This is a genomic window from Thalassoroseus pseudoceratinae, assembly GCF_011634775.1.
GTDB lineage: Bacteria > Planctomycetota > Planctomycetia > Planctomycetales > Planctomycetaceae > Thalassoroseus > Thalassoroseus pseudoceratinae.
On record NZ_JAALXT010000004.1, the window covers coordinates 741,983 to 763,106 of the forward strand.

Consider the following 21,124-nt stretch of genomic DNA (forward strand, 5'->3'; position numbering starts at 1 on the left):
TTAGCTTCACCCTTTCCCAGTTCGCGGCTGCCGTGCGCGTTGATCGCGGTGCGGAGTCTGGGACTTCAACGAGAATGGTTGCAAGAGACAAGGTGGAGCCCCAATCGGGCGGCGTTTCCTGTTCTCTGAACATGAATGCAAGATCGGTTTCGCTTGCGATCTCCGATCTTCCCACGGTCTGATTCCTTCAGCCGCCAATCATTCTCATCGGTTGTGAATTGATCGGTCTTGGCGGTCAAGACGATCGACACAACAGGAAAACTCATTGGGAGTTAAGACAAGATGGGGCGTTACGCAGGTCCGAAAGGTCGGATCAATCGTCGATTGGGAACCCAGGTGTTCGAGAATGCCGGTGCTATCAAAGCACAAGAACGGCGAGACTTTCCACCGGGAATGGCTCAACGACGACGGAAGATGTCAACCTACGGTTTGGCACTCCGTGAAAAGCAGAAGATTAAGTTCTATTACGGTTTCCGCGACAAGCAACTGTTGAAGTACTTCAACAAAGCCCGAGCGATGAAAGGCAACACCGGCGAACAATTGCTGGTGCTGTGCGAACGCCGTTTCGACAATGTTGTGCGACGAGCTGGTTTCACCAAGACTCGTCCGCAAGCTCGTCAGGGAATCGTGCACGGTCACTTCATGATCAACGGACGTAAATCCGACAAACCTTCGATCATGATGCGTCCGGGCGACGTCATCACCCTACGGAACCGACCGAACCTCAAGGGATTGTACTCCAGCATCATCGAAGAGGGGTCGCCCGAACGTTGCAGCTGGATCGATTTCGATGCCAACAGCCTCACGGCAACCGTTTCGACGCTGCCAACATTTGAGGACGTGAGTCTTCCCGTCGATGTCGGCCAGGTCGTGGCGTTCCTCTCGCGATAGGCATTGGTCTTTCGACGAGTCGACAGCGACCGACAAATACAGAAAGCCCTGGAGAGCAATCTCCGGGGCTTTTTCTTTGGCCTCTCCGCTGGGGCAAATACGAAACCGTTTCGAGTTGTGTCTTGCTAAGCAACAGAATCGCGGGACGACAGTCAATAAAAACGGACCGGCCGGGGTGTTCCGAGGAACTCCCTGACCGGCCCGTCTTGAATCGTCCGATCACCAAGAATTTGCGTTCGCGATTAGTCGTCGCCTGCGAACATCATGACGAGGCGAATCATGTACCAGAACAGTGTCGCGATGGAGGCGAACAACTCCAGGGATGCGGCCACGTACATGTGCGTCGGGAAGTGATGCAAGATGTTCGAGGTGTCGTAAAGAATCCAACCACTGAACAGCACAACCATCGCCACGATGAACCACAAACCCAGGGAAATTGGGGTGAAGAAGCTTGCGACGATGAGTCCGAGAGCAGCCATCGTGATGACGCTGAGGATGCCTCGCATGAATGAGAAGTCGGTTTTCGTCAGCAGCACGAAGGCGGTCAGCCCACCGAAGATCAGCAAGGTGAGAAATGCGGCGGTAGGAATCACATGAGGGCTACCACCGACGGCGGCAAACCGAGGATCGCTTCCCGAGGCAATATGTAACAGCGGGGCAAAGAAGAGTGCCTCTGCAAACACATACACACCAAGCCCGACATACTGCGTTTGTTGGGACACTTCACTGTAGGCCCATTTGTGGCAGATCCAGCTGACGGCAATAAATCCCAGCAGGATCAGGCCGTTGGTAGCCACAAACATGCCGAACAATGCGTCGCGGAGGGGAGCGATATTCAAAATTACCGCTTCCAAGGCAATGAAGGCGACGATCGCACCGAAGACGTGAACGTACACCTTCCGCAGGAACGCCAGCCGATGTTCAAGCGACAAATCCGCGGCAAAGGCATTCTGGCCGTCGAACCGATCTGACTCGGCGTACTCTTGTGCGTAACCCATCTGCATGGTCCCTAACAAAATTGGTGACGAGAGAAACTTTTTTCATTCTCGCAAGTTCAAGTGTGAATATCCACAGTGATTTTTAGTTTTTTCGGTCTGAAAATTCGATCAGTCAACAACACTTGAGTTAACTTCTTCGCCAACTTCCAAAGTCGAGGTCAACGAGCCTGATTCTGCGGTTGAGTTTGGTGATATCGCTGCCCCATAAAACTCTGATGGAATCACAATCCCTACAACCGATCCCAGATGGTATTCGGTGAAGATCGGTTGCAACCCGATCCGATTTGCCGAAAGCCGGTGATATTTTCGCTTGCTTCAGACAAGCGTCCGGCGTGGGTATTCAATCGGTTGAAAGGGATTCCATGACCGACGCTTTTCGGCTCCGAACCGTTCGCGGTCAATACGTGTTCTTGGTCTACCTGGGAGTCGCTTGCATCGGCGTGGGAGGTGTGCCCGACGTGAAGGCACAGAACCCGTTCGGCTCTCGTTTCGGCAACACCAAAAAAACGAGCACGAGTGGGTTGCAGGGGCTTCATCGCCGCGGCGTCCCCCTCGGATTGCAACAGGCAGACTTCGATGGTCTGGAAAACCGTTGGCAACCGCTCGCCAATCCGATCGTCAAAGATATCGTGGCGTTCTTCAACGAGAAGCCCGACAGCATCGCGGCACAACGCAAAGCCCTCGAAACTTTGCTCCAGCACGCGAAACAACTTCGGCAGGCGTCTCGAGAGGAAACGGATCCCAGCCAACAAGCGTTGCTGCTCTCGCTCTCGGGACAGCTCAAACGAAAAGCCGAGTTGTACTGGAAGACCCTGCGAGTCTTGGAAACCAACGCTCTCGCCAACCCGCTGCTAGCGGCACGCATCCGGTTGGACAATCTGGAAGACCACCTTTCCAATCAGAAGGGCACCGAGAACGACAACAGTGCCGGCTGGACGAAATACCTTAAGCTCGAGGACCTCGATAAATCGCTGAACCCCGAGCCCGAAGACGCCCCCGACAAAAACGACGACCAAAAAACGAAATCGGAAGCGGGGTCTCGTGAGGCTGTGGAGGTCACTCGAGAACGGTTGCGCCCCCTGCCCTCGCATTCGGAATTGGTCCGCGAGACTTTGTCATCCCAACCGTTCAGCGCCCTCGCGAACGCCTTGGATTCGCTGCTCAACCAATGGGAGTCAGCGACCGCCAGCAACAACGATGCAATCATTCGGTATCGGAAACTTCGCGATGCCGTGTCTCGCAAAAACCCGGAGGACGCGTACGACCGGTTGGGTTTCCTGCCGACGGTTTCCGATTACGAGAAAGCGCGGATCGAACGTCGTGTGAACGGACAGATGGCGATCGACATTCAAACCGAATTCCACAATGTTTCGGAAGTTGCCGAGGAATCGGCGATGCCGTTGGGACAATGGCTGCGACGGACCTATTTCAATTACGACACTCACACCACGGCCTTCGAAGGTGCGTTGCAAGATCTCGCGGATCGTCGGGACCGCCGAATCGAACCAGTGCAAGAAGTGGTCGCCGGTGCCCAAGTCAGCGGACACAGCGACACGGTCACGACCACAACCATCGACGTGATCCCCAATGATTCCGCCGCCGAACTCCACCTGCTTGTAAACGGCGTGACGAACAGTCATACCGTGGGCGAACGCTGCAACATCAGTGTGCGGAATGCGGGGCGGGCGGACTTCAAAGCCACGAAGCCGGTTTACATCACACCGGATGGTTTTCGCACCGCTCCCGCTGGTGCCGGAGCCCAAGCGGGCAACATGCCATACGATCCGCAAACGCCAATTAGTTGTTTGCCGGTCTTCGGTACGGTGCTGGAAAACTTGACGCTCAAAGAGGCCCGCAGTCGCATCCCGGATGCGAACGCCATGACTCGGCGTCGGGTCGTTACCCGCTTGACACAAGAACTCGATGAACAAGTCGGAAACGGTCTGATCGAAGCGGAAAAGATGCTTCGCGAAGGACAGTTGGCCCGACTCGAAAAATACGATCTACACCCGAAAGCCGCCGAGTATCGTTCCACCGATACGCTCGTATTTCTCACGAACCGGATTACACGGTCCGATGAGTTCGGGGGCGGCGAATTGCCGGTTGATTTCGTCGAGGAATCTGGCTTTACGTTACACGTGCACGAAAGTGCGATGACCGCCTTCGTGGATCGAGCCAGCTTGGAAAACCGCACGATGGACGAGAAAGCCCTGCGAGCCGAATTCGAACGCTACTTCAGCGACCTCTTCGGCCAAGACCTCGACTTCTCCGCCGAAGTCACCGGGCCCGACAAGTTCACGTTCTTCGAGCAAGACAACATCCGAGTCGTTGTCGAAGGTGGCGAAGTTTATGTGCTGCTGCGTGCGAAGTTCGAAGTCGAAGAAAACGTCTCCCCGCAACTGATTTCGATTCCATTCCGATTGGATATGAAGGGCGACAAAATCTTGCTTCGTCGTGGCAAAGGCCAAGACATCTACGCCGAAACCCTGCCGGAATACGAAGAAGACGATGACGTGCGACAGAATCAACGGTCGGGCGTGTTGGTGTCGACGGGAGTTCGGAACCAATTCGAAAAATCGATTCCCGCCACCATTGAGTTTCCTCGCTTCATCGAATTGAAGACGCCGGAAGAACCGATTCGGTATTTCGTTCGTCGGATCACGGCGGTGAATGGCTGGCTGTCGGCGTGGTTGATTCCCGAAGACGATGCGGCGTCGGTCATCGCGAGTGAAGCGGAACCCAACATCCCGCTGCCGGAAGCACCGGAAATCGAAACCGCACCATCACCGGAATCGTAGGACGATCGCGGAAGCCCAAAAACACAGAAAGCCCGCCGAATTTGCTCGGCGGGCTTTCGTGTTGGTCGTCATACTAGTTTTCGTCGGCAACCTATCGAACGGCTAATTCGGCGGTCGGAGCCGATAGAGATTTCAAGAACGAAATCAGTTGCAGTCGTTGTGATGGTTTCAGGCTGAAGAACATCTGAGCCGACCGATTGGCTTCCCCGCCGTGAAGAGCGATGGCTTGTTCCAAAGTGTCGGCACGACCGTCGTGCAAATATGGTGCGGAGTCGCGAACGCCCCATAGCGGTGGAGTTCGCCATTCCTGCTGCAACGCCCCAATGATTTTGGTCGCTTGAGCTTGTTCGCCTTGTGCGCCGAAATCTTCGGCTACTTGCTGTGTTGGCTGCATCATTCGCTTGAGTTCCGTGAGCTGCGGAACGGGGCTCGCATCTTCACTACCGGGTGAATTTGGAACGAACACACCGTAGCTGCCGGTGTCACCCAGTTGAGCCCCCATATCATGCAACAGAAGATCGCTGTAGATGTCTTTGGCGTCGCCAAGTTCCGGGGTGTGACAGGTTGCACAGCCGACTTGTTCAAAGAGCTGTTCGCCGGTCGAAAGGTATTCCACTAACGGTTTCTCAGCGGGTTGGTTTTTGATTGGCGCGGGCAAGTCGTGCAGATAGTTCACGAGTGAATCGCATTCCGCCTTGGTGAGGTCATAACCTTCGCTGGTGTATTCCGGATCGAGAGGATTACCGGACTGGGCATGCCCTGGCACGTTCAAACCGAGTTCGACGGCACAAGCTGTGAGGGTGAAGTCTTCGAGAGTCGCTTTCTGAGCTTTCCAACCGAACCGCCCGATGCGACCATCGGCCAATCGTGCCACTCGACCGCTGACTTCCGGAAACTTCTCGAACTTGCGTTTCGCGGCGGCTTCGAGAGCTTCATCAGAAACCTGATCCATCGCCCCGATGCCAAATAACGCCGTCGGATTTCGTTGCGTGACTGTCACGGTGAAGTTGCCGTGCTGCATCACATGATTGGCGATATTCCGGGCCTGCATTTTGGCGTTGTTCAATGCCTGCCAATCGACCGCCTGTTGCACGGGTTGGTGTGTGTGTGAATGGGCTTCTTCAGGGACGGATTCCAACGCGAACGCCTCAATGTCCTGAACGACTGCTTGAGGAGCATCGAACGACTCGTTCAGAATCAAGGCTTGATTCGGCGCGGCGAACGTTTGGACTCCTTGAAACTGATTGAATCCGTTGTTCAGGAACTTCGATCGCCAATTCGGATAACCATCTGCCGTCGAACCATGATGCACCACGACGCTGCCCGCCGTGCGGAAACCAGGGTGAATCGCGGCGACTTCATCAACCAATTGCTTCCGCCGTTTGGCGACGGTTTCATCGTTGATCTTGATCACACGGGGTTGCCGAGCGTTGTTGTCCAAACCGATCAGCGAGCGGAAAAGTTGCTCCGGAACGGAACGTCTCGGTTGCGGGATCATGCCGGGAGTGGTGACACCGTTGAAGACGGCAGAGATAATGTTGACGTTCTTACCAAGCGGTCCACCGCCGCCGGCTCCGCCTTGGTTATGACACGCCACACAAGAAGAGTCATTGAAGACCGGCCCCAACCCGTCGCCCCCATGGCTTCGGCTATCGTCGGGCAACCATTCACGTTGGAACAACTCCGCCCCCGAGATTTCCGCAACCGCGGTTTTCTCCTGGGATTCGGTCTCCTTCGCGGTACTCCAAATGGGTCCGGCGATCAAACCCAGAACCAACAATCCACCGGCGATCAGGCATCGACGACGCGTCATGACCAACTCCTTCGAGTGCCTTGTCAAGGCTTTGATTGTGGAAGCGGGTTGACGTAACCCGCTCCGTTGTCGCTGCTCGCAGATTGTTCAACACGAAAACCAGCGTGTGACGCTCTCCGAGGACGAATTCGGTTAACCTCTTTTCAGGTATAACGAGTTCAACCCGGAAATCACGCAAAAAATAATTGATTGTTACAATCGCGTGACGGAGATCGGCGGTGAAGGACCGCTTCGAAACCGTGGTCCGAAAGTTGAAATGTCAGACACAGCCTGAGCTACGACTATTGCCGCGCGAAACCGTATTTCGGGAATTGGTAGTCAGCCGGAAAGTCAGGGAGAAGTAATTGAGTACCGTTTTTCTCGATGTAAGCACCATCGACGTACTTCCAATCGGTCGCTCCGAACCTTTGAACGCCAACCTGATAACCAACCGCTTTGATTCGCTGGTCACCAAACGTGACAACACTTGTGAATGGGACAACCGAAAACCGATTGGCCTTCGATTGGAGAAAAGTCGGAGCTTCATGAAACGTGACCGACTCGACCTCCATATTTGCCGATTCGAATTCCGAGTAAACCTCTTGGATCATTGCTCTCAACGGTTCTTCCCCACCTGCCAACTTAATCACTCTGGGATGAGTGTAGTCGAGGACTGTCTGCACCTCTGAGTCATAGACCGCTTCCACAACAGCCCGCAACTCTCGCTGAATGCGATCGGTCTCCGATTGAGAGTCGGTTTCTTCCTGAGTGTTCTGATCGTCCTGGGCTTTCTGAGTGTTCTGATTGCCTGGCGTGTCCCTCGGTGGTTCTTGTGAGCCACATCCAAGAACGAGTAGAAGCCCCAACAGCACGATTTTGGTCCGCACAGAACACTCTCCTCACCCTGGCCTGTTGGCTAGTCAAAACATCAGGCAGATCCTGACCGACGATGGACTGGAGTTGAAGGCCATTTTTGCGAGTTGGAAACTACAAGCTCTTCAGATCAATGCCGTCGATTTTGGCGGCGAGGATGAAATCGTTTTCGGAGAGGCCGTCGATGGCGTGGGTGGAGATTTCGATTCTCACATTCTTGTAGCCTTCCAAATGCAAATCGGGATGGTGCTGCTCCGCCTCCGCGACTTCGCCGACATGGTTCAAGAAGTTCAAGCATTGTTGGAAGTTCTTGAAAACCCACTTCTTTTCAATCCAGTTGGCATCCCGCGTCAGCTTCCAACCGGCCAATTCGATGATTTGTTCTTTGGCCTGCTGCTGGTTCATCTTCTGCACGCCACCTTCGCAGGGCTTGCAGGTTTTACCTTGGAGTTGATCAGGAGTTTGTGTCGCCATGGAAAAGGGCTCCTTCCATTCAAGGAATCAATGAATACACACGGGTCACCATTTGAGATTCCCCGTGTTGACCTCCGCGATCTATGGGGATTTCTCCGATTTTCACTTCGGTGGCACGCCAAGCGATTTGCCACCATCGATGGCGATCGCGGTTCCCGTGACCATCACGCTGACATCACTGACGAGATACAAAATCGACTCCGCAACCTCCTGCGGGGAAATCATGCGATCGTAAGCGGCCGCCAACGGGCTGGCTCCGATAAACTTCTTCGCCTCCGCCTCACGATCAGGAGCTTTGTCCAAATCCGCGTTGACCATACCAGTATCACCGACCGGACCCGGACAGACGCAGTTGATGCGAATCCGATCTCCAGCATGACATAACGCCAAACTCTTCGTCAACGCGACCAGCGACATCTTGCTGATCGAATAAACCGGATCGTGAGCCCGGGGCAACAAGCCGGCATTGCTCGCGGTGTTCACGATCGCCCCGCCCTCACTCATGTGCGGAATCGCCGCTTTGCACCCGAAGAAGGCAGCCTTCAGATTCGTATCCAGACATTTGTCCCAATCGTCTTCACTGACATCGCCAATCTGCTTGACCATCGCAATGCCAGCATTGTTGACGAGAATATCCAACCGCCCGGTTCGCTCGGTGGCTCCGTCGATGAGTCTGGCGATCGCATTGACATCACGGACGTCGCATTCTTGCTGTTGGATACCAAGTTCACGGAATTGGTCGTCGTTCGCCGGGTCCAAACGATAATCGCCGATGGAGACTTGCGCACCATGTTGAGCGAGCAGAATCGCGGTGGCTTTGCCGATACCGCTCGCACCACCCGTCACGACGGCCGTTCGGTTGCTGAGATCAATGGTTGTCATTGGAACCTATAGGGAGGGATTGTCGGAATTACGAACTTTCGAGACATTGCGTTATCTTGGCAGGTCGATAGTCTTCTGGCAAATCGCAAGCGGAGATCGCCGGTTTCGCCCACGAATCCGCAAAAAAATCCTGGCAAACGTAAAAACCGTAAGTGTATAATGAGCAATGGATTAGCGTTTTCGCGAGAACCTGTCCCCAACAATTCCTTCAAATTGACGACGCAGGTTTCTCAGGCGAAATGGGTTTACTGGTAGAGCAACAAAATTGCATCGATAACACGAGGAGAATCAAGCATGGGAACTGTCTGGGTGAGATGCCTGGCCATCGCGTGTGTGTGCTGGCCGATCGGGACACTCTCGGCGGCCGATTCGGATCGGGCCTTCACAACCGGTTCGTCAGACGCGATCGTCGAGTACATCAATTCCCGTATCCAACAAGGATGGACGGATAACGAGATTTCCGCCTCGGCAGTCGCCGATGATGCGGAATGGGTTCGCCGCGTGTATCTGGACATTGTCGGCCACATCCCTCCCGCAGAAGAAGTCGCGGAGTTCCTTGAGAACGATGACAAAGCCAAACGAGCCAAACTCATCGACGAACTTCTGGATTCTCCCGACTACGTCCGCAACTGGACCAACATCTGGACGAACCTCACCATCGGTCGGCAAACTCCCGATCGTGTGAGCCGACTAGGCATGCGGAAATTCTTCCGTGAGTCATTCACCAAGAACCGCCCTTGGAACGAAATCGTTTACGATCTCGTCTCCGCCAACGGCCACTTTGAGCAAAATGGTGCGGTGAACTACTTGCTTGCTCAAATGCAAATGCCCGACGAAGGTGTGCAAGCCACCGCTAAAACGACTCGGCTGTTCATGGGCATTCAGGTGCAATGCACGCAATGCCACAACCACCCCTTCAACGATTGGCAACAAAGCCAATTCTGGGAGTTCAACAGCTTCTTCCGTCAAATGCGGCGGATCGATCACGAACGCTACGACGAACGAACCGGACGGATGGTCGACGACTATTCCGAATTGGTTCAGTCCAATCTGATGAAACCCTACGTCACCTACGAGAAACGTAGCGGCGTGCTTGAGGTGGCTTATCCAAAGTTCTTTGAAGACACGATCGAAGAGGCCCAAACGGACCTTTCGATGGATCGTCGCGAGAAACTCGCGGAGTTGATGTCGAAAGGCGATCAACCGTGGGTCGCCAAGGCAATGGTCAACCGCATGTGGGGTCACTTCTTTGGCTACGGCTTTACCCGCCCTGTCGACGACATGGGACCACACAACCCTGCGAGCCATCCGGAATTGCTGGATCGTCTCGCCGATGAATTCATCAAGAGTGGTTACGATGTCAAACAACTTGTCCGTTGGATTGCCAATACCGAGGCGTATAACCTGACGAGCAAGTTCAACAAATCCAATGACATCGACAACCCTGGTGCCGGCGAAATCCCACTATTCAGCCACATGTATATCAAGGTGTTCTCGCCGGAGCAGTTGTACGATTCGCTGATCATCTCGACCGAAGCTCACAAGAGCGGACGCACGAGTTGGGATTCCGCCGAGCAAGAACGTCAACGCTGGATGCAGCAATTCGTGATCGCCTTCGACACCGATGAAGCCGACGAAGTCACGCAGTTCAACGGGACCATCCCACAGGCGTTGATGATGATGAACAGTGAACTCATCCGGAACGCAATTAACTGCCAACCCGGTAGTTATCTGCACACGGTTCTGACCGGTCCCGGCAGTGCGTCGAAGAAACTCAACACCCTTTACCAAGCCACGTTGGGTCGCAAGCCGACGCGAACAGAGATTTCCAAGTTCAACACTGTCACACGGGGTTACACCAGCCAACTCGACGCCTTCCAAGACGTCTTCTGGGCTCTGCTCAACAGTAACGAGTTTATTCTGAACCACTAATTTCTTAGCAAGTGCGTGGAGCAATGCGAAACGCACTCAAGACAGTCTATTGAAATGACAACGACGAAATTGCCAAAAGATCGAAGTTTCGATCGCTGCAAGAAATGCGGTTATCTCGCTTCAATCCAAGTCGATGAATCTGCTCGGATGCACGATCAAGTCAATTACGAATGCCCGCGGTGTCATGGTTCGAATGTGACAACATTGGTCATGCGTAATGCTTATCGTGGGGCCGGGTTTTTCTTGAGCGGTTTCCTGTGTGGCGAGGCCGAGCACATATCGACGACTCGTCACAATGCCAAGCGACTGAGCAAACATTTGAAAAGAAGAATGTTCTAAGCCGAAATGGTTCGGTGCGTTACGCTTCGGTGCACGCACTCTACAAAAACACAACCCACAACCAACCACTGACAACTCACTCTCTCTGGAGCTACTGATGAATCTTACGATCCCGCGAGGCATGAATCGTCGTCACTTTATGCAGCACTTGGCGACGGCGGCCACGACGATTCCGACGATGCAGTTTCTTTCGCACTTGCAAGCGAACGCCGCTGAAGTCAAGAAAAAGCAAAAAGCCTGTATCTTGATGTGGATGGGTGGCGGTCCGCCGACGATCGACATTTGGGACCTCAAACCCGGTTCGAAGAACGGTGGGGAGTTCAAGCCGATTCAAACCGCCGCTCCCGGTGTGCAGATCAGCGAACACATGCCCAATACCGCGAAGGTGATGGACAATCTTTCGATCGTTCGTTCGATGAGTACTCGTGAAGCGGATCACGGTCGCGGTCGGTACTACATGCACACCGCTTACGTTCCTAACCCCACGGTGACTCACCCAACGTTCGGTTCGGTTGTCAGTCACGAATTGAGCAAGCAACGTCCGGAACTCGAAATCCCGGCGTTCGTTTCGATCGGTGGAGCCAGCAACGGTCCCGGTTTCTTGGGCATGGCTCACGCTCCGTTCGTGGTGGACTCCAACGGCAACATCCGTAACGCCGACATGGGCGGCTTGTCCAAGCAACGGCTCAACTCCCGTTTGCAAATGCTCGACGTTGTTGAAACAAACTTCATCAATTCCGATCGGGGCGACACACCGAAAGCGCACCGTGAAGTTTATCAAAAAGCGGTCAATCTGATGACCAGCGATCAGATGAAGGCGTTCAAAACCGCCGACGAAACGCCGGAAACCGTTGAAGCCTACGGCAACAACAACTTCGGTCGTGGTTTGTTGATGGCTCGGCGATTGGTCGAAACCGGTGTGCCGTTCATCGAGGTTAGCCTCGGCGGATGGGACTTACACAACGATGTCTTCAACACCCTCCGGGACCAACGTCTGCCGGTTCTGGACCAAGGGATCGCTGCTCTGACGAACGACCTCAAACAACGTGGCATGCTCGACGATGTCGTGCTCGTTTGGATGGGTGAATTCGGACGAACACCGCGAATCAACCAGAACGTCGGTCGCGACCACTGGGCCGCCAGCTGGAGTGTGATGATCGGTGGGGGTGGCCTCAATAATGGCCAAGCTGTTGGTGAAACCGATGCCGATGGTGTGCGAGTCGTCGGCAAGAGCTACCAACCCGGCGATGTCTGGGCCACGGTTGCTCATGCGTTGGGCATTCCGCTCGATACGGTCTTCACCAGCAAACGTGGTCGTCCAATGCGAATTGCCAACGGTGCCGCTCCAATTCCGGAACTGATCGGTTAATCGCCACTGAGGTCCAAACTCTCTCTCTGCTGAGCCGCCGGCCTGTCGGCGGCTCAGTTTTTTCCAACATCAAGACTCATGACGACCTCCGAACCATCATCAACCGATGGACCATCGGAACCGCCGGTTCCCGAGGAGTTCGTACAGCTATTTACACGGAACCAACGAAGGCTTTACCTGTTTATTTTGGCACAATGCCCGAATCCGGTGGAAGCCGAAGAAATCTTGCAGGAAACCAACGTCGTCATTTGGCGGAAGTTTCGACAGTTCGAAATGGGGAGCAGCTTTCTGGCATGGGCCGGCAGAATTGCCCATTATGAAGTGCTCAAATTTCGGGAACGTCGGCATCGAGATCGACACCGTTTCAGTGATGAGTTCGTCAAGCATGTTGCTGAAGAAGCCCTGGAAGAATCCGACCAACTCGAAGCCCGACGAATGGCGTTGTTAAATTGTTTGCAGAAACTGCGAGCCTCCGACCGTGAATTAATTCGGCATCGCTATGCCACTGGCCACAGTGGCCAGGATGTCGCTGACCAACTCGATCGTCCCGTGAATTCGATCTACCAATCATTGAGTCGAATTCGCCGCACACTCATGGAGTGCATCAATCGACAGTTGTCGACGGAACGCCCCTCATGAAGAACTTTGAATCCCCAACCAATCCCGACTTGCTCACGCTACTGGAACGGCTTTGCGAAGACCGTCTCAGTGACGACGAATGCGAGCAACTGGAACAATTGGTGCTCTCAGATCCCGCTGCGTCGCGGATGTACCTCGATTACATCCACCTCCACGGTGCCCTGCACTGGGATGTGGGTTCCGCAGCGGATCTGCCAGCGATCGACCTTTCAGAAGCGCTGCCGACACCAGTTCCCGTTCCTTCACCACGAAATGGGCGACGAATCGCGACAACTGTGGCTGCCATTTGTGCGATCGTCACGTTGGCTGTCGTTTTGAATCGAACGCTGTTCTCCCCGACCGACGTCGTCATTGGTCCGAACGAGGATCTCGCATCGCAGCCAGATGAAATCGCTGCTTCTGATGCGTTGGAACCGATGGAAAATAACCGCCGTCCGAATCGCGTGATGGAACCGGTCCGTCTGATCCAACGTGACGACAAACCGGCCCCACAACCGCATCGGGAACAACCCGCAGCCGTGGCAGAGAAGTCGCCCGATGCAAAATCGTCGGACTCGCTCACTCCGAGACCAACGGAACCGTCTGGATTTTCGACTTCCGAAATGGTGGCGTTTGTTGACGGTCAAATTCGACAAGGTTGGGAGGCGGCGGGTGTCGCCCCGACTGATCGAGCGAGCGATGCCGAGTGGGTGCGACGGGTGTATCTTGACTTGGCTGGACACATCCCGCCCGCGATTGTCGTTGAAGAGTTTCTTGCCGACCCCCAGCCGAACAAACGCGAACAGTTGGTCAACGCATTATTGGATGACCCCGACTATGTGCGGCATTTCGCCACGGTGTGGACGAATTTGCTCGTCGGACGTTCGACGGAACGCCCGGTGCATCGCGAGTCGCTTCACCAGTTCCTGCGACGAAGTTTCGCGGCGAACCGGCCGTGGAGTGAAGTGGTTTCCGAACTCGTTGCGGCCGAAGGCACGCCAGTCGAAAACGGTGCCGCCGGTTTTCTGCTGGCTCACTTGAACAACGAAGCCGTCCCGGCAACGGCGATCACGGCTCGATTGTTTCTCTGCTCTCAGGTGCAATGCACGCAGTGTCATGCCCACCCATTTAACGAAGCCGACCAGAACCAATTTTGGGAACTCAACAGTTTCTTCAAGCAGACGGAAATTGAAACGAAACGCGTGCGGGATCGCCGAACCGGTCAAACGGTGATGCAAGATGCGTTGGTATCGCGACCGGTGGGCGGGCCGACATTGTACGAGAATCGTCGCGGTGTGATGCAGGCGGCTTACCCGAAATTCGCGGGTGTGTCGATCAGTGACGACGCTGTCATTAACCGTCGAGAGCAGTTGGCCCATTTGATGACTAGCGGCGAACGGCCACCTGTGGCGCGGGCGATGGTGAATCGAATGTGGTCACACTTTTTCGGTGTCGGTTTCACGAATCCCGTGGACGACATGGGACCGCACAATCCTCCCACGCACCCGCAATTGCTCGACCGACTCGCGGAGAAGTTCGTCGAAAGCGGCTACGATGTGAAGCAGTTGATTCGTTGGATTTGCCTCTCGGAAGCTTATCAGCTTTCGTCGGAATTGCGATCACGGTCAAAGAGTGATCCACAAGTCACGGCCGATGAACTCGACGAGCGGCTTTTCCACCGCATGCCGGTCCGCCCCATGACTGCCGAGCAATTGTACGATTCACTGCTTGTCGCCACGAAAGCTCATTACGTGGGCAGCGAAAGTTGGGAAGACATCGAACTTCAACGCCGCAAGTGGCTACAACCATTTGTGACCACGTTCGACACCGAAGAAAACGATGAAGCCACCAACTTCAACGGAACCATTCCTCAAGCACTCATGCTGATGAACAGCGAGTTGGTTGATCGGGCATTGAGTGTCGATGGTGGCACGTCGTTTCGGGATATCGTCACCAAGCCGGTCAGCGATGCGGAGAAGATTCGCCAACTCTGTCTCGCGGCGCTCTCACGTGAGCCCCTGCCCCGCGAGTTGTCCGCAGCCCGGAAGATGTTGCGGAGCCGAACCACTCAAGTCGGCAATCGGGAACAAGCCAAAATCGAAGCCTTCCAAGATATTTTCTGGGCATTCTTGAACTCCGCCGAGTTCGTTTTGATCCACTGATGTCACAGTCTCGCGACTCGTCACTTCCGTTTGCAGCCAAGCGGTTCCCTCATCGACGAACTTCCAGACCACGGCGGTCACGCATAGAACCGTCAGTGTGCCGACGACGGTCTCGAACCATTCCAGCTGGAACAAGACACTGAACACCCAAAGCTGAATTGTGAGCAACACAATCACGATAGCCAACCAGATTAAGATCCCGACGTCACCCAAATCGCCCATGACCACGATGGGAACTCGGTTGAACCAGAGCACCATACTGCTGGCGACCACCCAACCGAGAAACGCGATCGTGCGGTGAACCGCGACTCGGAAATCGGAGAAATCCAAATCGAGACCGGTCGCGAGCAACAACAGGGCCAACACACTCAGCGGCAAACTAATCAGCCAAACGCTCCCCGCCATCAACAACCGATACCCAAACGCGTCTCGACCGTACGGGTCACGAATCGTGAGAATGGGTTGTTCTTGTTGAAGCGTGTCATTCGTTTGCACATGAACAGCCGCAATTTCCGCGTGATCGACTGGGGACCGGTACGGCAGTTCTTCACCGTCCTTCGTTTTCACGACCATTAGCGATGTGTCGGCGTTCAGAAGATCTCCCGGTTGGACAAGGAGCTTCAAAACAGTCACGTCCGAACGCATCAGCCCACCGACCGCGACTCCGGTGAACGGGACAATCCGCTGCCCGGAAACGAACCAGGCAGTCGGAATAAGCATCAGGAGCCCGAACACCAGCAAGACCCAAGTCCGAGTCCCCCGGTATTCCGGTTCAGCGATTGGGTTGTCCTCCTCAATCGGCGGACGGGTTGTATCGTCCTTGAACATCTTCAGGCCCCCGAATTCGTAAGAGAATCCATCTGCCAGCCCGCAGTGTGGAATATTTGTTCCGTCATAACGGACCGTTCTCTCGATGACAATATGTCGACGAAGTGTTTTTGACTTCCGGCTTCTGAATTCGCCGGTCATTCAAGTTTGCAATCGCTGATGCTTGACGGATGCCGTGCCGATTGTTGAACATTTGCAAATGCGAGATTACACTGACCCGCAACTGCGACGTGTTGTATTCTTCACCAATTTTGCCAGCAATGCCACCGGGGACGCCGGATGGGAGTGATGCGGTTTTCGATCCACCCAGTGGATCAACTCGACAACTGGCCCGAAATCCGACGTGCTTACGTGCGCGGTTTCGACGGTCGGGTGCACCCCACGCGTGTCGAAATCGATGGGAACGTCGTCGCGTATCGGCGTCAGAACTCTGACAGTGGAAAGTTGCACGTAGCGTTGCCGATTGAAGGCTTCGGGCGTCCGATGGCCAGCACCTCTTCGCTGCCCGAGCGTGAGGAACCCTACATTTTGCTGGTGGAACTGGCGCGAGGGAAGTTGGCACAGCTTCGCGATCAACTCGCTGCTTGGAACATGGCGGGGATGGATGTTCCCAAAGATTTCCCCCCACTCATGCAGGAGTCGCACGAACTGTTGGCTGAGGCTGTCTCGAACCAGGACGACGCACCGCGTGCCAGCGAAGTTGCTCGACAGTCTTTGGAGACGACATTCCGAGCGGCGGACGTGCTTTCGAAATCGTATATTGCTCAGCGGTTGGCAGTCCGGCGTGCCCGCACGACTCACTTACCGGCTTCGCTCGGATGTGGCTTAGGACATGCCCCGCCCAATCCGGACTGGGAAGACTCGTTCGTCAACGCGTTCAACGCTGCCTTGGTTCCGATTGAATGGCGGTTCATCGAACCCGAAGAAGGCAAATACGAATGGGACACCAACGACGCGCAAGTGGAATGGTGTGAGAAAAATCGATTGCTCATGACCGCCGGTCCGCTGCTTGATCTCTCACCGGAAGGACTTCCCGACTGGTTGTGGCAATGGCAGCATGAAGTTCTGAATTTGCAAAGTTTTGTCAGCGATTTTGTCGAGACGGCAATCACGCGATATGCCGGACGGATTCGATTTTGGGAAGTCGCCGCGCGTGCCAACACCGGGGGAGCCCTCGCGTTATCGGAGGAAGATCGGCTATCGCTTGCAGCCCGCACCTTGGAAATTGCCAGCCAAGTTGATCAAGACAACCAACTCATGGTTCGTGTGGATCAACCTTGGGGAGCCTATCAGGCGAAGGGCAAACATCGCTTCAGCCCATTGCAATTCGTGGATGCACTCGTGCGATCCGGCGTGGGTCTTTCGGGGGTGAATCTCGAAGTGGCCATCGGCTACCACCCAAATGGATGCACCCGACGCGATTTGCTGGACTTTTCTCAACTAATTGACCTGTGGAGTTGCCTACAAATTCCGTTACGGGTCACGTTGGCATTCCCGTCGAGCGTCCAGCCGGACGAATTCTCCAAGCAAAATCAACGTCTCGACGGTTCCGCCGGTGCGAATGCATGGAGCGACCGGATGCAGGCCGATTTCGTCGAGAATTTCCTGCCGATGCTGATGAGCAAGCAAGTCGTTGTTGGCATCTATTGGACGCACATCAGCGACGCGGTGCCCCATGATTTCGCCAATGCAGGTCTGGTTCGTCCGGATGGTGGCCCCAAACCCTCGCTCGACCGCATCATTCAATATCGTCGTGAATACTGGACGTAACCGGCAGGTCGGCCAAAACGCATCCACCACACACGCATGACGCCCGCCCCTTTCAACTGAGACGCTGAAACATCATGACTTACCCGATTCAATGGGATCTTGATTCCCTGCTGCCACACCCGGAAACCGACGAATTCCGCACGCAAGTCGAGACCGTCAAAGCGGAATTGGAGACCCTCGCCAAACAATCGGAAGAGTTGCCGGAACCATCCGGAGACCCGAACGTGGTGTCGGCATGGCGGGACTTTCTCAAAAGTCGTGAAACGACCGCAATGCGGATGACGAGTCTTGATCATTTCGTGGGCTGCCACGCCGCCGGAGACGCGGGCAACAAGTTGTTTCAACGATACGAAGCACAGTTGGCTTCGTTGGCACCGCTTCGGGAAACGATCGCGACGAACCTGGAATTCGGTCTCAAGCACGCGAGTGATGAAGACTACGCCGCCTTCGTGAACGGTGACGAGTGGCTCCAAGAAATTCGATTCGCTCTCGATGACGCCCGGAGTAACGCGGTTCTACGTTTGCCGAAAGAACAGGAACTGTTGGCCGCCGATTTGGGTGTTGATGGCATTCACGCCTGGGGCCGATTGTACGATCGGCTTTCCGGTGAACTTCGCGTGCAGGTCATGGAGAAAGGCGAACTCGTCGAGAAATCGGTCAGCCAAGTCCAAACCGATTCGTCACAGCGAACCGTCCGCGAAAACAACTTTTACGCCAGTGACAAAGCGTGGAAAACGCTCGAGGATACGTGTGCGGATTGCCTGAACCACATCAGCGGCACACGGCTCTCGCTGTATCGGCGGTTGGGATTGCAAGACCACCTCGACGCCCCGCTGCGATACAATCGGCTCAAACGCGAAACACTCGACACGATGTGGAACACGATTTCCGCACGGAAGTCGATGCTGGTTTCCTACCTGCAACGGAAGGCTCAATTGTTGGGTGTGGATCGTCTCGCGTGGTATGACGTGGCCGCTCCCCTGCCAGTCGGAACCGGCTCGAATACCGAGTTGGATTGGGACACCGCCTGTCAAACCGTCGTGGAAACCTTCCACGGGTTCAGTCCCGACTTCGGTGAGTTCGCGGAGATGGCGTTGCGTGATGGTTGGATCGAAGCCGAGAACCGTGCCGGCAAACGCCAGGGCGGTTTCTGCACCGGTTTCCCCACGCACAAGCAGTCACGGATTTTCATGACATTCACGAACTCCGCCGACAGCATGTCGACGTTGGCTCATGAGCTCGGGCATGCCTACCACAGTTGGGTTCTCAAGGAACGCCCGTGGATGCTACGACATTATCCGATGAATCTTGCCGAAACCGCGTCCACGTTTGCCGAAGCTGTACTGGGCGAGCAACGTCTAGAACGCAGTGAAAACGACACCGATCGCTCATTGATCCTCGACAATATGCTTTCGGATGCCGTCGCGTTTCTGATGAATATCCACTGCCGCTTCCTGTTCGAAGATGCCTTCCACAAGGAACGTGCCAGTGGCGAAGTGCCGGCGGATCGACTTTCCGAATTGATGCTATCCGCCCAGAAATCCGCCTACTCCGACGCCCTCGCCGACGACGGTTGGAATCCACGATTCTGGGTGTCGAAACTGCACTTCTACATCTCCGGTTTGCCGTTCTACAACTTCCCCTACACATTCGGCTATTTGCTGTCACTGGGTATTTACGCCCTGCGAGATGAGATCGGCGACGAGTTCCCCGAACGCTATCGGCAATTGTTAATCGCGACCGGTTCGCAGACGACCGAGGACGCCGTGCAGTCCACTTTTGGCTACGACCTGACCGCTCCCGACTTCTGGAACAAAAGTCTCGATATCGTCGAGAACCGGGTCGGGCTGTTTCTCGACGCGACTTGAATCCCCCCGCACATTCGCCCACACTGATGCCAATCCATTGATCAACGTCTTCGCGCGAAAGGTGAAGTCATCATGCGAATTGGCCATGCGTTCTTGCTATTCGGATTCTTGCTAACGGGCTTTCCGACTGACGGCTTGGCTCAGGAATTGACGACCGAATCCGTTACCAAGACGATGCGGAAAGCGGCGAGATTCTACCGGGAAGACGTCGCCACACACGGCGGATACGTGTATGTCTATGACATCGACTTAGACCGACGTTGGGGCGAAGGCGAGGCGACCAAAGATCAAATCTGGGTGCAACCGCCCGGCACACCAACCGTCGGCCTGGCGTATCTCAAAGCGTATCAAGCCACCGGCGATCAATACTTTTTGGAAGCCGCTCGTGACGCGGCAAATGCGTTGGTCTATGGGCAAGTGAAGTCCGGCGGTTGGACGAACTGCATTGATTTCGATCCCCGTGGCAAACGGGTGTCGCAGTATCGCAATGGGCGTGGTCGCGGCCGGAATACGTCTTCCCTGGACGACGGTCAAACCGCCACCGCGTTGCTCTTCCTCATCCGGATGGATGAAACGCTGAAGTTCCAAGACGAGACAATTCACGAAGCCACGAAATTCGGTTTGAACGCGTTGCTCGATGCGCAATTCCCGAATGGTGCCTTCCCGCAGGTCTGGCAAGGCGAACCGAATCCTGATCCGCCCATCGTGAAACCAAAGTTCCCCGATTACGATTGGCGAACCGAAGGTCGGATCAAAGCGTATTGGAATCTCTACACCCTCAACGACAACGTGCCCGGCACCGTCGCGAACACGTTGATCGCCGCCCATGAAGTCTACCAGGACGAGAAGTACTCGGAGGCCCTCAAGAAGTTGGGCGACTTTCTTATCCTCGCACAAATGCCGGATCCGCAACCGGCGTGGGCTCAGCAATACAATTACGACATGATTCCCGTATGGGCTCGCAAGTTCGAACCACCGGGAATCTCAGGGGATGAGTCTCAGGAAACGATCAAAACTCTGATGCTGATCTACCGCGTGACCGGCGATCGCAAATACCTCGAACCGATTCCCGCGGCCCTTGATTACCTGGAGAAATCACTGCTGCCAGACAATCAACTCGCCCGCTATTACGAATTGGAAACCAACAAACCGCTCTACATGCAACGACGCGGTAAGGTGTATTCGCTCACGTATGACGACTCGAATCTACCAGACCATTACGGTTGGAAAACGGGATCGAAGTTGCCTTGGTTTCGGCAGGAGTATGCCAAGCTTTCCGGACGCGAGTGGAAGCCAAGCCGTTTGAACAAACCTCGTGAAGTCAGCGACCAAGAGGCTCGTCGGATCGTCGAAGACCTCGACGAGTTTGGTCGATGGGTCACCATCTCGAAGGGTGAGAAACTCATCGGTGACAATCGGTTCGCCAAGGGAGAGCCGTATCTCGCTAGCGAAGTCTTTAGCAAAAACCTCGAACGACTCAGCGACTATCTTCTCACCACCGATCAAACTCGACGCTCGAAGAATTGAAGG

Annotated in this window: 14 protein-coding genes; 9 read left to right on the forward strand and 5 right to left on the reverse strand. The window is 54.9% G+C overall.

Going from position 1 to position 21,124, the window contains the following annotated elements; genetic code table 11:
* Positions 1–282: 282 nt before the first annotated feature.
* A complete protein-coding gene (gene rpsD, locus G6R38_RS17275; protein WP_166828666.1) occupies positions 283–891 on the forward strand; it encodes a 30S ribosomal protein S4 in 609 nt (202 codons plus the stop codon).
* A 242-nt stretch (positions 892–1,133) separates the two neighbouring features.
* Here the strand turns inward: rpsD and G6R38_RS17280 are convergent, their stop codons facing one another.
* Positions 1,134–1,889, reverse strand: coding sequence for a Bax inhibitor-1/YccA family protein (locus tag G6R38_RS17280; protein WP_166828669.1), 756 nt, complete (start codon positions 1,887–1,889; stop codon positions 1,134–1,136).
* A 362-nt stretch (positions 1,890–2,251) separates the two neighbouring features.
* On the opposite strand from G6R38_RS17280, the gene G6R38_RS17285 reads away from it, so the two are divergent.
* A complete protein-coding gene (locus G6R38_RS17285; RefSeq protein ID WP_166828673.1) occupies positions 2,252–4,687 on the forward strand; it encodes a hypothetical protein in 2,436 nt (811 codons plus the stop codon).
* Positions 4,688–4,778: 91 nt separating this feature from the next.
* Here G6R38_RS17285 and G6R38_RS17290 read toward each other — a convergent pair whose 3' ends face one another.
* From G6R38_RS17290 to G6R38_RS17305, 4 genes are all read right to left on the reverse strand, one after another.
* Entirely contained in the window at positions 4,779–6,500 is a 1,722-nt protein-coding gene (locus tag G6R38_RS17290; RefSeq protein WP_166828677.1) for a di-heme oxidoredictase family protein, read from the reverse strand.
* Positions 6,501–6,781: 281 nt separating this feature from the next.
* The gene (locus G6R38_RS17295) at positions 6,782–7,366 is read right to left on the reverse strand and encodes a hypothetical protein (RefSeq protein WP_166828681.1); all 585 of its coding nucleotides are present in this window, start codon (positions 7,364–7,366) and stop codon (positions 6,782–6,784) included.
* Positions 7,367–7,466: 100 nt separating this feature from the next.
* On the reverse strand, positions 7,467–7,826 hold the full coding sequence (locus G6R38_RS17300; RefSeq protein ID WP_166828684.1) for a 4a-hydroxytetrahydrobiopterin dehydratase: 360 nt from the start codon (positions 7,824–7,826) through the stop codon (positions 7,467–7,469).
* Positions 7,827–7,928: 102 nt separating this feature from the next.
* Positions 7,929–8,708, reverse strand: a complete 780-nt coding sequence (locus G6R38_RS17305) for an SDR family NAD(P)-dependent oxidoreductase (RefSeq protein WP_166828687.1) — start codon at positions 8,706–8,708, stop codon at positions 7,929–7,931.
* Positions 8,709–9,002: 294 nt separating this feature from the next.
* On the opposite strand from G6R38_RS17305, the gene G6R38_RS17310 reads away from it, so the two are divergent.
* From G6R38_RS17310 to G6R38_RS17340, 7 genes are all read left to right on the forward strand, one after another.
* On the forward strand, positions 9,003–10,640 hold the full coding sequence (locus G6R38_RS17310; protein WP_166828690.1) for a DUF1549 domain-containing protein: 1,638 nt from the start codon (positions 9,003–9,005) through the stop codon (positions 10,638–10,640).
* A gap of 436 nt (positions 10,641–11,076) precedes the next feature.
* On the forward strand, positions 11,077–12,348 hold the full coding sequence (locus tag G6R38_RS17315) for a DUF1501 domain-containing protein (RefSeq protein WP_166828693.1): 1,272 nt from the start codon (positions 11,077–11,079) through the stop codon (positions 12,346–12,348).
* Between the two features lie 78 nt (positions 12,349–12,426).
* Positions 12,427–12,987 carry a sigma-70 family RNA polymerase sigma factor gene (locus tag G6R38_RS17320; RefSeq protein WP_166828696.1) on the forward strand — a complete coding sequence of 187 codons (561 nt, stop codon included), beginning with the start codon at positions 12,427–12,429 and terminating at the stop codon, positions 12,985–12,987.
* Entirely contained in the window at positions 12,984–15,128 is a 2,145-nt protein-coding gene (locus G6R38_RS17325) for a DUF1553 domain-containing protein (RefSeq protein ID WP_166828699.1), read from the forward strand. The genes G6R38_RS17320 and G6R38_RS17325 overlap by 4 nt, the downstream gene beginning before the upstream one ends.
* A gap of 1,116 nt (positions 15,129–16,244) precedes the next feature.
* Positions 16,245–17,726 carry an endo-1,4-beta-xylanase gene (locus G6R38_RS17330; protein WP_166828702.1) on the forward strand — a complete coding sequence of 494 codons (1,482 nt, stop codon included), beginning with the start codon at positions 16,245–16,247 and terminating at the stop codon, positions 17,724–17,726.
* A 74-nt stretch (positions 17,727–17,800) separates the two neighbouring features.
* On the forward strand, positions 17,801–19,594 hold the full coding sequence (locus G6R38_RS17335; protein ID WP_166828705.1) for a M3 family oligoendopeptidase: 1,794 nt from the start codon (positions 17,801–17,803) through the stop codon (positions 19,592–19,594).
* Positions 19,595–19,666: 72 nt separating this feature from the next.
* Positions 19,667–21,121: a pectate lyase gene (locus G6R38_RS17340; RefSeq protein ID WP_166828708.1), complete on the forward strand. Its 1,455-nt coding sequence runs from the start codon at positions 19,667–19,669 to the stop codon at positions 21,119–21,121.
* Positions 21,122–21,124: the final 3 nt, after the last annotated feature.

What these genes read in the sequence shown, in the direction of transcription:
- G6R38_RS17310 (WP_166828690.1), top strand. Translation starts at nt 9,003, where the DNA reads ATGGGAACTGTCTGGGTGAGATGCCTGGCCATCGCGTGTGTGTGCTGG.
- G6R38_RS17315 (WP_166828693.1), top strand. Translation starts at nt 11,077, where the DNA reads ATGAATCTTACGATCCCGCGAGGCATGAATCGTCGTCACTTTATGCAG.
- G6R38_RS17330 (WP_166828702.1), top strand. Translation starts at nt 16,245, where the DNA reads ATGCGGTTTTCGATCCACCCAGTGGATCAACTCGACAACTGGCCCGAA.
- G6R38_RS17325 (WP_166828699.1), top strand. Translation starts at nt 12,984, where the DNA reads ATGAAGAACTTTGAATCCCCAACCAATCCCGACTTGCTCACGCTACTG.
- G6R38_RS17300 (WP_166828684.1), bottom strand. Translation starts at nt 7,826, where the DNA reads ATGGCGACACAAACTCCTGATCAACTCCAAGGTAAAACCTGCAAGCCC.
- G6R38_RS17340 (WP_166828708.1), top strand. Translation starts at nt 19,667, where the DNA reads ATGCGAATTGGCCATGCGTTCTTGCTATTCGGATTCTTGCTAACGGGC.
- G6R38_RS17280 (WP_166828669.1), bottom strand. Translation starts at nt 1,889, where the DNA reads ATGGGTTACGCACAAGAGTACGCCGAGTCAGATCGGTTCGACGGCCAG.
- rpsD (WP_166828666.1), top strand. Translation starts at nt 283, where the DNA reads ATGGGGCGTTACGCAGGTCCGAAAGGTCGGATCAATCGTCGATTGGGA.
- G6R38_RS17335 (WP_166828705.1), top strand. Translation starts at nt 17,801, where the DNA reads ATGACTTACCCGATTCAATGGGATCTTGATTCCCTGCTGCCACACCCG.
- G6R38_RS17305 (WP_166828687.1), bottom strand. Translation starts at nt 8,708, where the DNA reads ATGACAACCATTGATCTCAGCAACCGAACGGCCGTCGTGACGGGTGGT.
- G6R38_RS17290 (WP_166828677.1), bottom strand. Translation starts at nt 6,500, where the DNA reads ATGACGCGTCGTCGATGCCTGATCGCCGGTGGATTGTTGGTTCTGGGT.
- G6R38_RS17320 (WP_166828696.1), top strand. Translation starts at nt 12,427, where the DNA reads ATGACGACCTCCGAACCATCATCAACCGATGGACCATCGGAACCGCCG.
- G6R38_RS17285 (WP_166828673.1), top strand. Translation starts at nt 2,252, where the DNA reads ATGACCGACGCTTTTCGGCTCCGAACCGTTCGCGGTCAATACGTGTTC.